The organism is Micromonospora zhanjiangensis, from assembly GCF_042650605.1.
Lineage (GTDB): Bacteria > Actinomycetota > Actinomycetes > Mycobacteriales > Micromonosporaceae > Micromonospora_J > Micromonospora_J zhanjiangensis.
Genome location: NZ_JBHSBN010000007.1, coordinates 228,002 through 240,929, shown reverse-complemented (window position 1 = coordinate 240,929; position 12,928 = coordinate 228,002). Strand labels below are relative to the sequence as shown.

Sequence of the window (12,928 nt, the reverse complement as noted above, 5' to 3'; positions counted from 1 at the left end):
GAGAGCACGTGCCCCGCGGAACGACCCCTACCCACCGCACCGGCGCCGCGTCAACCGGCCGCCGCGGCCGGTCACCGGTTCGGCTACCGGCCGCCCTCACCGTCGTCGCCCTCCTGCTCAGCGGCGGGCTGACCGGCTGCCAGGAGTCGTTCGCCGACCCGGACACCGACACCGTCCAGTTGTCCGTCTTCTGGTGGGGTGACCAGCAGCGGGCCGACCGCACCGAACAGGCCCTGCGGCGATACTCGGCCCGGCATCCGAAGGTCGGCTTCCGGGTCACCTGGCAGGGTGCGGGCGGCTACTACGACCGGCTCGCCACCGAGGCGACCGGCGGCAACGCGCCGGACCTGTTCCAGATCGACGACGACTTCCTGACCGAGTACGCCCAGCGCCGGATCACCCTGGACCTGACCGACCAGGTCAAGCGCCGCCGGGTCGACCTCGGCGGCCTGCCGCCCGGCCTGGCCCGGGCCGGTGAGGTGGGCGGCCGAACCGTCGCGGTGGCGGCCGGCGAGGCCACCCCGGCCCTGGCCTACGACAAGACCGTGCTCGACGGGCTCGGCGTGGCGGAGCCCAGACCGGGGATGTCGTACCAGGAGTTCGTGGCGTGGGCCGCCGAGGTGACCCGGCGCAGCGGCGGCCAGGTGGCCGGCGCCAGCGATCCGGCCGCCCAGCAGATGGCGCTCTGGCTGTGGCTGCGGGCCCAGGGCAAGGAGTTCTACACCGACCGGCAACTCGGCTTCGGCGTGCCGGACCTCACCCGGTGGTTCGAGATCTGGCGACGCGCCCGGTCGGACCGGGCCACCCCGTCGGCCACGGTCACCCAGGGCGCGAACTCGGGGATGGTCGCCCGACAGCTCATCGCGACGGGCAAGGCCGTCACCTCGTTCATCCGGTCCGACCAGTTGGTCGAGCTGCAGTCGTACACCAGCGACGAACTCGGCGTGGTCGCGTATCCGGGCAACCCGAAGGCCCAGTGGCCACAGGCGACGATGTACTGGGCCGGTTTCCGCGGCACGCGGTACCCGGACATCGTCGCCGACGTGATCAACTTCCTGGTCAACGACCCGGAGGCCGGCCGGATCCTCGGCACCGACCGGGGGTTCAGCCCCAACACGTCGGTCCGGGCGGTGGTGGCCCGTACGCCGGTCGAGCGGGGCGGTCGGGCCGCGGCCGCCTACGAGAGCAGGATGTCCACCCTGTTCGGCCCGGCCCCGCAGGCGCCGCCGCGGGGCCACGCCCGGATCCGCGAGCTGCTGCTGCGGGCCGCCCAGGACGTCCAGTTCGGCCGGGCCACCAGCGCCGAGGCGGCGGCCACCTTCGTCCGCCGGGCCAACGCGGCGCTGGCCGGCTGAGCGGTTGAGCGGCGCCACCGCCGACGGCGCCATCGGCCGGTCAGGATACGAAGAACTCCCGGAGAGAATCTCTCCGGGAGTTCTTCGAACAGTAGCGGGGACAGGATTTGAACCTGCGACCTCTGGGTTATGAGCCCAGCGAGCTACCGAGCTGCTCCACCCCGCGTCGGCTCGTTAAGCCTAGTTCATCGGCGGGGCGATCCGCAAAACGGTTCCCCCCGGACCCCCACGGGCCGCCGGGCCGACGGTCCCGTCAGCTCGGCGGGCCGGACCGGCGGTTGTTCCGCCCTCGCATGATCAGCACCACGATCAGGACGATCACCCCGACGCCCACCAGGCAGCACAGGCTGAACAGCCCGCCGCCGAAGCCACGCCGCCGCCGGGCGGCCTCGATCACGAGCGCGCCGGTGTCGGACGACGCCCAGGCCGCCGCCGCCGGCAGCAGCACCGCCGCCGCCATCGTGCCGACGATCGTCGCCAGCCGGCTCCACCACTTCACCAGATCAGACATGGCTCCATCCTGCCTCGCCGCCGCAACCGGCACGCCTGCTAAACGCAGAAATGCCCCCGGATGCTGGGCATCCGGAGGCATTTCGTGAGCAGTAGCGGGGACAGGATTTGAACCTGCGACCTCTGGGTTATGAGCCCAGCGAGCTACCGAGCTGCTCCACCCCGCGTCGGCTGGTTAACCCTAACCTACCCACTGACGAACCCGCAAAACGGCCCCGTCGCCGCGGACCGGCAGTGCGGCACCGGGCCGGCGGTCGGGCCGGTCCGGTGCCGCACGACCGTCATCCGCTGGGCGTCGGCGTGCCGCCGGCACTCGGACCGGGCGAGGGCGGCGGGGCGGCCGACGAACCGGTCGGCGCCGGCGCGGTCGCGTTCTTCGACAGCGCCTGGAACCGGTTGACGGCGTCGTCCAACGCCTTCAACGCCTTGCCGTACCGCTCGAAGTCGCCGGACGACTGGGCGGCCTTCACCTCGGCGATGGCGGCCTGGACCTGGGCCGCCGCGGCGGCCAGCTCACCGGTGAGCGCGGGTGGCTGGTTGCCGCCCGCGGCCGGTAGCGGCGGGTTCGCCGCCGGCGGGGTGCCCGCGGCCGCCTGCTTGCCCTGCTCGACCAGTTGCTTGATGCCGTCGGCCAGGCTGTTGGCGAGCACCACGTACGACCCGCCGTCGCCGTAGGACAGCAGCACCTTCTGCAGCAGCGGATAGGCGTTCTGCTGGTTGCTCTTGACGTACACCGGCTCGACGTAGAGCATCCCGTCGGCGAACGGCAGGGACAGCAGGTTGCCGTACTGCACCTGGGCCTTGCCGTCCGCGTTCAGCTGGCTGAGCTGTTGCCGGATGGCGCCGTTGTTGGTCATCTGCTGGTGCACCTGGACCGGCCCGGAGATCCGGGTCTGGTCCGGCAGCTCCAGCATCTCCAGCCTGGGCTGACCGTCCACGTACGACCCGGAGATCAGCGCGGCCAGGTTCTGCCGGCCGATCGGGGTGACCGCGGAGGTGAGCTGGAACCGCGGCCCCTCCTGCCCCGGGAACTGGGTGTAGAGGTAGTACGGCGGCTGCTTCTGGCCGGTGTCCGGCGCGTCCGGCACGTTCGGCACCTGCCAAAAGTCGTCGCCGTTGTAGAACGCGCCCGGGTCGGTCACGTGGAACTTGGCCAGCAGGTTGCGTTGCAGCTTGAACAGGTCCGCCGGGTACCGCAGGTGCGCCATCAGCTCGGCCGGGATGGCCGACCGGGGCTGCACCAGGTCACCGCCGAACGCCTTGTTCCACGCCCTGAGCACCGGGTCCTTGTCGTCGAACTGGTACAGCTTGACCGTCCCGTCGTACGCGTCGACGGTGGCCTTGACCGAGTTCCGGATGTAGTTGACGTTCTCCCGGGCCAGCTGGAACGTGCCCTTGTTGGTCAGCTCGTCGGCGGTCTCCGCCTGGAGGTTGACCTGCTCGGCGTACGGGTAGGTGGCGGCCGTGGTGTAGCCGTCGACGATCCACTGGATCCGGCCGTCGATCACGGCCGGGTACGGGTCGCCGTCCAGGGTCAGGAACGGCGCGACCTTCTCCACCCGGTCCCGGGGGTTACGGACGTAGAGCAGTTTCGAGTTCTCGTTGACCGCCTCGGAGAGCAGGAAGTTGCTCTCCTGCTCCTTGATCGCGTAGAGCAGCTTGCGCGGGAACGACCCGATCGCCACGCCGCCCTTGCCGTCGTACGTGTAGTTCACCCCGTTACCGGAGGACTGGTCCCCGCCGGAGCCGGTCGGCCGGTCGAACTCCACGTTCCGGTCCCCGGTCTGCCCGACGATGGCGTAGTCGGAGTCCCGCATCCGCTCGCCGTAGTAGATCCGCGGCTGCTGCGCCTGAATCTGCTCGGTCGGCGCCGAGCACGCCTCCTGCGCCTTCTCGCCCAGGTAGCCGGAGACGAAGTACGGCTGACCGCCGCAGACCACCTGGTTGGCCGGCGCGCCGACCAGCCCGTAGCCGTGGGTGAAGACGGTGTGCCGGTTGATCCAGTTGTTCTGCTGGCTGGTCAGCTCGGCGTAGTTGATCTCCCGTACGCCGACCACGTAGTCCTGCGTCCGGCCCTCGACCGTGTACCGGTCGATGTCGAGCTTCGGGCCGAAGTCGTAGAAGTTCCGGACCTGCTGGAGCTGGGTGTAGGTCTCGGAGACCAGCTGCGGGTCGAGCAGCCGGGTGTTCGGCACCACCGACGTGTCGGTGGCCAGGCTCGCCGGCGGCACCAGGTTGTTCGCCGCGTACGGGCTCGACTTGGCCTCGGTCAGGCCGAAGGCGTTCCGGGTGGCGGCGATGCTCCGTTCGATGTACGGCGCCTCCTTGTCCTTGGCGCTGGGCTTGACCTCGAAGGTCTGCACCGCCCAGGGGTAGATGCCGCCGATCGCCACCGCCGAGATGCCCAGCAGGGCCAGCGAGATGCCGGGCCAGACCAGGTTCCGCATCACGGCGTTGGAGAACACGATGATCGCGATGGCCACCACGATCGAGATGTAGGCCAGGATCTCCTTGGCCGGCAGCAGCGCGTTGATGTCGGCGTACCCGGCGCCGTAGAGCTTGGCACTCTCGTTGTACTCCAGCAGCATGGCCCGCCGGTCCAGCACGTAGGCGACCGCCTTCAGCAGCACGAAGACCGCGACCAGGCTGGTCAGGTGGGCCCGGGCGGCGTTGGTCATCCGGTCGCCGACCCCCTGCAGGCGTACCCCGCCGAAGATGTAGTGCACCGCCAGGGCACCGATCACCGAGAGCACGACGGCGGTGAACCCGAGGCCGAGCAGGTACCGCCAGAACGGCAGCTGGAAGACGTAGAAGCCGATGTCCACGCCGAACTCGGGGTCCTTCACCCCGAAGTCGCCGCCGTTGCGGAACAGCATCCACTGGCCCCACCGGCCCTGCGCGGAGAGACCGGCGAACAGGCCGACCAGCACCGCCACCAGCAGGAGCCAGGTACGGATCCGCGGCGCGATCAGGATCCGGTAGCGCTCCAGGGTGGCCTGCTCGGCCGAGTGCGGCCGCAGCAGCGGGCGCAGCCGGTAGGCCAGCCAGAGGTTGCCGCCGACCACCAGGGCGACCCCCGCGCCGACGGCGCCGAACAGGGCCAGCTTGGTGACCAGCACGCCGGTGAACACGGCGGTGTAGTCGACCTCGTCGAACCACAACCAGTCGGTCCAGGCGTTGACCCCCCAGCCCAGCAGGGTGAAAAGGACGAAGACCCCGAGCAGTACGCCGACCGTCACGCGACCGCGCCGGCTCATTCTCGGGAGGGGGCTGCTACGCATTACCACGGTTGGCTCCACCTGCTTGCCTGAAGTCGGCTCGGAATCAAGGCACCCAGAGTACGTGGTGGAGCTGAGTGTGGTCGGTCACGGTCAGCAGCGGGGTGGTTGACCCCCCGCGCGCAGGGTCTCCAGCGCCTTCAGCGCGTCGTCCAGCGTCGCCACCCTCAGCAACGGCAGACCGGGCTGCGGGTTGCGGACCGCCTCGGCGCAGTTGTCGGCGGGCACCAGGAAGACCTGCGCCCCGGCCTGCTTGGCGCCGACCAGCTTCTGCGGGATGCCGCCGATCGGGCCGACCTCGCCCTCGTCGTTGATGGTGCCGGTGCCGGCAATGATCTTGCCACCGGTCAGGTCCGCCGGTTCGAGCTTGTCGATGATGCCGAGGGTGAACATCAGCCCGGCGCTGGGACCGCCGATGTCGCCCAGGTCGATCTTGAGCTGGAACGGGTGCGGCTGCTGCTGCTCGATCGCCACCCCGATCCGCGGTGGCTCGCCGTTGCCCGCCCGGCTGGTGATCGTGGCCGTGGCCGGCGCGCCGGACCTGGTGTAGCCGACGGTGAACGTCGTGCCGGCCGGCTTGGCCCGGATCAGCTCGGTGAGCTTGCTCGCGGTCGGCACCGGCTGCCCGTCGACGGTGGTGATCACGTCACCCGCCCGGAGCAACCCGTTGGACGGCCCGTCCGGGGTGACGGTCTTGACCGTCACCTGGACCGGGTAGCCGAGCTTGCGCAGCGCCGCGGTCTCCGCGCTGCTCTGCGAGGCCTGGAAGTCCTCCTTGTTGCGCTGGTCCACCTGCTGCTCGGTCTCGCCGGGCGGGTAGATCAGCTCCCGCGGCACCACCGCCTCGTCGGCCGAGAACCAGCCGACGATGGCGGACAGCAGCTTCACGTCCGGCTGCACGCCGACGGTGGTCAGCCGGAGTTGCCCGGCCGAGGCGGAGGTGGCCCGGCCGGAGACCTGGATCACGTCCTTGTTGTCCTCCTGGCCCAGGGTGTTCACCGTCGGACCGGGACCGAGCACCACATAGGGGACGGGAGCCGTGAGAATGCCGATGCTGAGCAGTGCGGTGACCAATGCGCCGAGCAGAACCGTGACACCGCGACGTCTCATGGCTCATCAGCGTACCGACCGGTGCGGGCCGGTGCGGTGGACCCCGAGGGTACTCCGGGCCGGTCCCGGACTTCGCCCTGAGCGCAACGCCGGGGGCGGCATCCGGCCTCCCCGCGCGCGTACCGTTGGGGCCGTGCCTGATATTCCGTTCGGTTTCGCGCTCCCGGGTGGTCAGCCCCCTGACCCCAACGACCCGCAGCAGATGCAGCAGTTCATGACCCAGCTGCAGCACCTGCTGGCCTCGCCGGGCAGCGGCCCGGTCAACTGGGACCTGGCCCGGCAGGTCGCCGCCAGCCAGCTCGCCGGCGGCGGTGACCCGATGGTCAACCCGTACGAACGCAACGCCGTGGAGGAGGCGCTCCGGCTGGCCGACCTGTGGCTGGAGCCGACGTCGGCGCTGCCGTCCGGGATCCGGACCTCGGTGGCCTGGAACCGCAACGAGTGGATCTACAAGACCCTGGACGCCTGGCGCCGGCTGTGCGACCCGGTCGCGTCCCGGATGGTCGGCGCCATGGGTGACCTGGTCCCGCCGGAGGCCCGCGCCCAGCTCGGACCGATGCAGTCGATGGTCACCGCCCTGGGCGGCGCGCTGTTCGGCGGCCAGCTCGGCCAGGCGCTCGGCTCGCTCGCCGCGGAGGTGCTCTCCGCCGGCGACATCGGGCTGCCGCTCGGACCGGCCGGCACGGCCGCGCTGATCCCGGCCAACATCCGCGCGTACGGCGCGGGCCTGGAACTCCCCGAGGACGAGGTACGCCTGTACGTGGCCCTGCGCGAGGCGGCCCACCAACGACTGTTCGGGCACGTTCCGTGGCTGCGCGGGCACGTCTTCGCCGCCGTCGAGGCGTACGCCTCCGGGATCACCGTCAACCGGGAGGCGATCGAGGAGGCGATGGGCCGGGTCGACCCGGCCGACCCCGAGTCGGTGCAGGCGATCGCCCTGGAGGGGATCTTCACCCCGGAGGACACCCCGGCACAGAAGGCGGCCCTGACCCGGCTGGAGACGGCACTCGCCCTGATCGAGGGCTGGGTCTGTCACGTGGTGGACACCGCCGCCGCCGACCGGCTGCCCAACCTGGTCCGGCTCGGGGAGGCGTTCCGCCGTCGTCGGGCCGCCGGTGGACCGGCCGAGCAGACCTTCGCCGCCCTGGTGGGCCTGGAGTTGCGCCCGCGTCGGCTGCGCGAGGCGGCCGCCCTGTGGGCCGCGCTGACCGAGCACCGGGACATCTCCGGTCGGGACGCGCTGTGGGGGCACCCGGATCTGCTGCCCTCCGGCGACGACTTCGCCGACCCGGAGGCGTTCGCCCGGTCCCAGCTCGACCTGGGTGACCTCGACGACTTCAACTTCGACGCCACCGAACCGGCGCCCGAGCCCGGCACCGACCCGCCGGCCGGTCCGAAGCCGGCGCCCGGTTCGGACGACCGGGACGACAACGGCGAGGCAGGCCCGGACCGCCCGACCGACGGCTGAACTCACCGCCGGCCGGTGCCGGGGCCGGGTCAGGAGTGGGGCGACGGGCTGAGCAGCAGGCGGGTGGCGTCCCAGCCCGCCACGGCCGGGTCGAGGGTGGCCAGTTCGCCGGGGCCACGCAGCCGTCGCCAGGCCGGGGTCACGGCCACCGCGCCGGGGTGCGGCGCGGCGGCCCGTACCGTCGCCTGGTCGGTGCGGTCGAGATCGACCTCGGGCAGCCAGTCCGGCACCGGCAGCCGGGTGGCCAACCCGAGCAGGCCGGATCCGGTCCGCGGGTCCCCGCCGACCGCCGCGGCCGGGGCCACCGCCACCGGTTTGCTGGTCAACGGGCGCAGCAGCTTGCCGAGCACCAGGCCGGGCAGGTCCGGCGCGTCGGCGGCGATCACCGCCGCCTGGTCGTACCCGTCGGCGGCGACCGCGGCCAGCGCGGCGTTGACGGTCCGGTCGGGTAGCTGGTGGATCGGCATCATGGGCCAGGCCACCCGCTCGGCCAACTCCCGGTCGGGCGCGGTCACCGCGATCGCCGGTTCGGCCTGTTCGACCATCGCGAGCAGGTCGACCACATCCTCGACCAACGCGGTCCGCCAGTGAACCGGGTCGATTCCCGGCGGCACCCACTCGACCGGACCGACCAGGACCACGACGGCTCTGCGCACCATGCCCCGACCCTACGGTGGCGGTCCGACCACTCCCGAGGGCCCACCCCGGGCGGATCGCCGATCGGGCCGAGCCCGTTCCGGGTGTCCCCTGACCGGGGAACCCGGCACGAGCGGAGCGGACCGGACCCGCCGCTCAGTCGGTCAGGTCGGCCGGGTCGGTGCCGCTGGCGGCGGCGACCCCCTCCAGATAGCCGCGGGCCCGCTCGGTCCTGGGGTAGCGCCCCACCAGGGCCCAGAACCGGGCGTTGTGGCTGGGCACGACGAGGTGGGCCAGCTCGTGCAGCAGCACGTAGTCGATCACCCAGTCCGGCATCTCCTGGATCCGGTGCGAGAGCCGGATCGTCCCGTCGGCCGGGGTGCAGGAGCCCCACCGGCCGTTCTGGTTGGTGACCCACCGGACGCTGGCCGGGACCGCCTTCGGACCGTACTCGCTCAGGTATCTGCCGATCAGCCGCCGGGCCCGGGCCGCCAGCTCCGCGTCGGAGCAGCCCAGCCGCTCCTCCCGGGCGGCCAGCCGGGCGAGCATCCGATCCACCCACTCGGACTCCTCGGCCCGGGAGAACTGGTCGGGGATGAGCACGACCACCCGCTCGCCGTCCCGGTAGGCGGACACCGTCCGGCGCCGGCGCTGACTGCGCCGTACCTCGACGACCGGCTTGCGGGCCCCAGCCATTACCGGCTCACGGAGCCCCGGCTTTGCTTCACGAACGAAAGCTACTGGGTAGTGGCCTGGTCACCGCAAGGGTCAACATGCCGACCGCGGCGGGAATGGTCCTGATTAGCGCGATTTCGTCCGAAAAAATATTTAGGCACGATAGATGAACGGACGGGTTCGGCCCGACCGGGGTGCGCCCCGGGCGCGACCCGATCGTGGGTCACGCGATCCGTTCGGCGCTGCTCTCGCCTTCACCGTAAGGGATCATCCGGAGCGCCGCCCAGTGCCCCCTGGAGGTGGCATCTCGCACGCTTCATCCGGCGTGTCATTCCGAAACTGACTTATCCGACCTATTGCGGCATGCACACTCTGACCGTCAACTTACTCACAGTGTCGACCAATGCTGACATGGACCCGCCCAGTACTGGGTAGGGTCCGCGAGCCGACGGCCACTCGAGGTGGCCGCGGAGAAACCCCAGCGCCGGGCGCCCACACGCGGCCCGCCGATGGGCGCCAGTCGGGATCACACCCGACGCAAGACGATGAGGAGGGGCGCCGTGACCGACAAGGCCCAGACCTACAACGGGTACTGCGTGAAGTGCAAGGAAAAGCGTGATTTCGAGGGCAATGTCGAGGTGTCCAAGACCGGCATGAACATGGCCAAGGGCAAGTGCCCGGTCTGTGGCACAACAGTCAACCGGATCCTGGGCAAGGCGAAGGTCTGACCGGATCCGGACCTGCGGAATCAGCCGGGAGGGGTGGCGTCGAGCCGCCCCTCCCGGCGTACCCGGGCCCGGCTGCGCCGGGGTGGGAGCCACTTCTGTCGGGGCGGCGACACGGACGGTGATGTCCGGGCCGAGACAGCTACCGGCCCGACCTGTGGAAAATCTGCCGATCCCTGTGGATAACCCTGGGAGCAGTGGAAGATGCTTGTGGACAACGATCGGCGGACCGTTCGGCAACGGTGACACGGTGTCATCCATGACCCGCACACCGATCCCCCGCCCGACCCTGTTGCCCGGCCTCACCCGCCTCTGGCGGGACCGGCACACCCTGCAGCTCGGCCTCGACCCCGAGCGGGCGGTGCTGCTGGAGATCACCGATCCGGGTGCCGCCCGGCTGCTCGAGCTGCTGGACGGTGCGCACAGCGAGACCGCGATCCTGCGGCACGCCGGCACCCTCGACGTGCCCCGGGCGGACGTCCGGGCCCTGATCGACACCCTGCGCGCCGCCGGCCTGGTGCTCCCCGGGCCGGCTCTCACCCCGTACGGCCTGGTGGAGTCGGCACGGCGGCGGCTGGCCGCCGAGGCCGCGGCGCTCGCCCTGCGCGGACCGGACGCGCCGGCCAGCCCGGCCCAGCTGCTCCGCCGCCGGGCGGCGGCCCGGGTGGTGGTCACCGGCCGGGGCCGGTTGGGCGCGCCGCTGGCGCTCGCCCTCGCCCAGGCCGGCGTCGGACACGTGACCCCGGCCCTGACCGGCCGGGTCGAGCCCGCCGACCTGCCCGGTGCAGGTCTCACCACGGCGGACCTGCACCGGCCGTACGCGGTCGCCGTCGCCGACGCGATCGGCCGGACCGCCCCCGGCACGCACACCCGCCCGGCCCGGCGGAGCCGGGTCGACCTGGTCGTCCAGGTCGGCACGGACCGCCCCGCCGCGCTGCTGGCCGCCGGCCACGCGGGTCGGCGCCAGGCGCACCTGGCGCTCGGCCTGCGCGACGGGGTCGCGGTGGTCGGTCCCCTCGTCCCACCCACCGGTACGCCCTGCCTGAACTGCCTCGACCTGCACCGCACCGACCGCGACCCGGGCTGGCCCACGCTGGCCGCCCAGCTCGCCACCGCCCCCGCCCTGCAGCCGTGTGCGGTCGCCACCCTGATCACGGCCGTCGGCTACGCCACCGCCGAGGCGCTCACCTTCCTGGACGGCGGTACGCCGGAGACCGTCGGCGGCGCGGTCGAGATCACCACCCGGGCCCGGATCCGCCGCCGCTCCTGGCCGCCGCACCCGACCTGCGGCTGCGCCCACCGCCGCCCCCGCTGACGCCGCCTTACCCGTTTCGGCGCCGGCCCGGCCTTCAACACCCGTCGCCGACGCCGCGACGGCCGAGACATGACAGTCGCTGGAGCGACAACGGATGCACCCAAACTGCCGACTCGTGTCCGACTGGCGGGATGGGCGGCCCGCGGGCGCACATCGAACCGCGGTCAGTGGCGTCGGCCACCCGCGCTCAGGGGTCGAGGAGGCTTCACGTCGGTAACAATGATCTGGTGACCGACATCCCGCGCCGGGCAGTGTCCCGGACCGCCAAGCTCGCCGCACTGCCGCTCGGCTTTGCCGGGCGGACCGTCCTCGGGATGGGCAAGCGGGTCACCGGGCTGGCCCAAGAGGTGATCTCCGCCGAGATCCAGCAGCGCACCGCCGAGCAGCTGTTCAGCGTGCTGGGCCAGCTCAAGGGCGGTGCGATGAAGTTCGGTCAGGCGCTGTCGGTCTTCGAGGCCGCGCTGCCCGAGGAGATCGCCGCCCCGTACCGACAGGCGTTGACCAAGCTCCAGGAGGCCGCCCCGCCGCTGCCGGTGGCGACCGTGCACCGGGTGCTCGCCGAGCAGCTCGGACCGGACTGGCGGACCCACTTCGTGGAGTTCGACGACATCCCGGCCGCCGCGGCCAGCATCGGGCAGGTGCACCGGGCGGTCTGGAAGGGTCCGGCGATCGGGCCGGGCGCCGGTCGGCGCCGGGCGGCCCGGCCGGTGGCGGTGAAGGTGCAGTACCCCGGGGCCGGCGACGCGCTGCTGGCCGACCTCAAGCAGCTGTCCCGGCTCGGCACCATGTTCCGGGCCATCCAGCCGGGGTTGGACATCAAGCCGCTGCTGGCCGAGCTGCGCGCGCGGATCACCGAGGAGCTGGACTACGAGCTGGAGGCCCGGTCGCAGCGCGAGTTCGCCGCCGGCTACCAGAACGACCCGGAGATCTTCGTCCCCGAGGTGCTGACCGCCGCGCCCAAGGTCCTGGTCACCGGCTGGGTGGAGGGCACCCCGCTGGCCGAGATCATCCGGGACGGTACGGAGGAGCAGCGGGACGCCGCCGGTCGGCTGATGGCCACCCTGCACCTGTCCGCGCCGATGCGGACCGGCCTGCTGCACGCCGACCCGCATCCGGGCAACTTCCGGTTGCTGCCCGACGGGCGGCTGGGTGTGATCGACTTCGGCGCGGTGGCCCGGCTGCCGGGCGGCACCCCCGAGCCGATCGGGCGCCTGATCCGGCTCGCCCTGAACGGCGACGCCGAGGCGGTGGTGGCCGGGCTGCGGGCCGAGGGATTCGTCAAGCCGGACGACCCGATCGACGCCGAGGCGGTACTCGACTATGTGCTGCCGATGCTGGAACCGCTGTCGGTGGACGAGTTCCGGTTCACCCGCGCGTGGTTGCGCCGGGAGGCGGCCCGGATCGCCAACCCGCGCTCGCCGGCCTACCAGCTCGGCCGGCAGCTCAACCTGCCGCCGTCGTACCTGCTGATCCACCGGGTGACGCTCGGCTCGATCGGGGTGCTCTGCCAGTTGGAGGCCGCGGCGCCGTACCGGTCGATCATCGAGCGCTGGCTGCCGGGCTTCGCGCCGGTGGTCTGAGCCCGCACCGGCGTACGCCGGGTCGGGTGGCCCGGAAAGCGAGCCAGGGCACGCCGCTGGAGTGCGACATGCCCTGGCTCGACGGGGGTCGGGTGTTCGGTTACAGCGTGCCCAGTTCGCGGGCCGCCTGCTGGCGGGCCTTCAGCGCGACGGTACGGGCGGATCGGGTTGCCTCAGTGCTCGCGGTGGTGCGATCGGCCTGAGGCCGGCGCATTCGAGCCCGGGACAACGCTTCGTGGATGAGATACATCTTGGTCACTCCATTGCTGGTCGGCC

Annotated in this window: 11 protein-coding genes and 2 tRNA genes; 6 read left to right on the top strand and 7 right to left on the bottom strand. The window is 71.9% G+C overall.

Going from position 1 to position 12,928, the window contains the following annotated elements; all coding sequences use genetic code 11:
* Positions 1 to 8 precede the first annotated feature (8 nt).
* Entirely contained in the window at positions 9 to 1,355 is a 1,347-nt protein-coding gene (locus ACFOX0_RS13455; protein ID WP_377545298.1) for an ABC transporter substrate-binding protein, read from the top strand.
* A gap of 92 nt (positions 1,356 to 1,447) precedes the next feature.
* Here the strand turns inward: ACFOX0_RS13455 and ACFOX0_RS13450 are convergent.
* From ACFOX0_RS13450 to ACFOX0_RS13430, 5 genes are all read right to left on the bottom strand, one after another.
* Positions 1,448 to 1,521 (bottom strand) — tRNA-Met (locus ACFOX0_RS13450).
* 87 nt (positions 1,522 to 1,608) lie between these two features.
* Positions 1,609 to 1,866: a hypothetical protein gene (locus ACFOX0_RS13445; protein WP_377545296.1), complete on the bottom strand. Its 258-nt coding sequence runs from the start codon at positions 1,864 to 1,866 to the stop codon at positions 1,609 to 1,611.
* 92 nt (positions 1,867 to 1,958) lie between these two features.
* Positions 1,959 to 2,032, bottom strand: a tRNA-Met gene (locus ACFOX0_RS13440).
* A 114-nt stretch (positions 2,033 to 2,146) separates the two neighbouring features.
* Positions 2,147 to 5,146, bottom strand: coding sequence for a UPF0182 family membrane protein (locus ACFOX0_RS13435; protein ID WP_377545294.1), 3,000 nt, complete (start codon positions 5,144 to 5,146; stop codon positions 2,147 to 2,149).
* A gap of 90 nt (positions 5,147 to 5,236) precedes the next feature.
* The gene (locus ACFOX0_RS13430; RefSeq protein WP_377545292.1) at positions 5,237 to 6,253 is read right to left on the bottom strand and encodes a YlbL family protein; all 1,017 of its coding nucleotides are present in this window, start codon (positions 6,251 to 6,253) and stop codon (positions 5,237 to 5,239) included.
* A 202-nt stretch (positions 6,254 to 6,455) separates the two neighbouring features.
* Between ACFOX0_RS13430 and ACFOX0_RS13425 the strand changes: the two genes are divergently transcribed.
* Positions 6,456 to 7,721, top strand: coding sequence for a zinc-dependent metalloprotease (locus tag ACFOX0_RS13425; RefSeq protein ID WP_377545464.1), 1,266 nt, complete (start codon positions 6,456 to 6,458; stop codon positions 7,719 to 7,721).
* Between the two features lie 29 nt (positions 7,722 to 7,750).
* Here the strand turns inward: ACFOX0_RS13425 and ACFOX0_RS13420 are convergent, their stop codons facing one another.
* Together ACFOX0_RS13420 and ACFOX0_RS13415 are read right to left on the bottom strand one after the other, a co-directional pair.
* Positions 7,751 to 8,380, bottom strand: a complete 630-nt coding sequence (locus ACFOX0_RS13420) for a hypothetical protein (protein WP_377545290.1) — start codon at positions 8,378 to 8,380, stop codon at positions 7,751 to 7,753.
* A 133-nt stretch (positions 8,381 to 8,513) separates the two neighbouring features.
* Positions 8,514 to 9,053, bottom strand: coding sequence for a M48 metallopeptidase family protein (locus tag ACFOX0_RS13415; RefSeq protein ID WP_377545288.1), 540 nt, complete (start codon positions 9,051 to 9,053; stop codon positions 8,514 to 8,516).
* A 539-nt stretch (positions 9,054 to 9,592) separates the two neighbouring features.
* On the opposite strand from ACFOX0_RS13415, the gene ACFOX0_RS13410 reads away from it, so the two are divergent.
* From ACFOX0_RS13410 to ACFOX0_RS13395, 4 genes are all read left to right on the top strand, one after another.
* On the top strand, positions 9,593 to 9,760 hold the full coding sequence (locus ACFOX0_RS13410; protein WP_377545286.1) for a DUF5679 domain-containing protein: 168 nt from the start codon (positions 9,593 to 9,595) through the stop codon (positions 9,758 to 9,760).
* 256 nt (positions 9,761 to 10,016) lie between these two features.
* On the top strand, positions 10,017 to 11,072 hold the full coding sequence (locus ACFOX0_RS13405) for a PqqD family protein (RefSeq protein ID WP_377545284.1): 1,056 nt from the start codon (positions 10,017 to 10,019) through the stop codon (positions 11,070 to 11,072).
* A 227-nt stretch (positions 11,073 to 11,299) separates the two neighbouring features.
* Complete coding sequence (locus ACFOX0_RS13400; RefSeq protein ID WP_377545282.1) at positions 11,300 to 12,652, top strand: ABC1 kinase family protein; 1,353 nt, start codon at positions 11,300 to 11,302, stop codon at positions 12,650 to 12,652.
* A 26-nt stretch (positions 12,653 to 12,678) separates the two neighbouring features.
* The gene (locus tag ACFOX0_RS13395) at positions 12,679 to 12,855 is read left to right on the top strand and encodes a hypothetical protein (protein ID WP_377545281.1); all 177 of its coding nucleotides are present in this window, start codon (positions 12,679 to 12,681) and stop codon (positions 12,853 to 12,855) included.
* Positions 12,856 to 12,928: the final 73 nt, after the last annotated feature.

Excerpts from the sequence above, each read along its gene's own strand:
- ACFOX0_RS13445 (WP_377545296.1), bottom strand. The coding sequence starts at position 1,866 with ATGTCTGATCTGGTGAAGTGGTGGAGCCGGCTGGCGACGATCGTCGGC.
- ACFOX0_RS13435 (WP_377545294.1), bottom strand. The coding sequence starts at position 5,146 with ATGCGTAGCAGCCCCCTCCCGAGAATGAGCCGGCGCGGTCGCGTGACG.
- ACFOX0_RS13430 (WP_377545292.1), bottom strand. The coding sequence starts at position 6,253 with ATGAGACGTCGCGGTGTCACGGTTCTGCTCGGCGCATTGGTCACCGCA.
- ACFOX0_RS13425 (WP_377545464.1), top strand. The coding sequence starts at position 6,456 with ATGCAGCAGTTCATGACCCAGCTGCAGCACCTGCTGGCCTCGCCGGGC.
- ACFOX0_RS13420 (WP_377545290.1), bottom strand. The coding sequence starts at position 8,380 with ATGGTGCGCAGAGCCGTCGTGGTCCTGGTCGGTCCGGTCGAGTGGGTG.
- ACFOX0_RS13415 (WP_377545288.1), bottom strand. The coding sequence starts at position 9,053 with ATGGCTGGGGCCCGCAAGCCGGTCGTCGAGGTACGGCGCAGTCAGCGC.
- ACFOX0_RS13405 (WP_377545284.1), top strand. The coding sequence starts at position 10,017 with ATGACCCGCACACCGATCCCCCGCCCGACCCTGTTGCCCGGCCTCACC.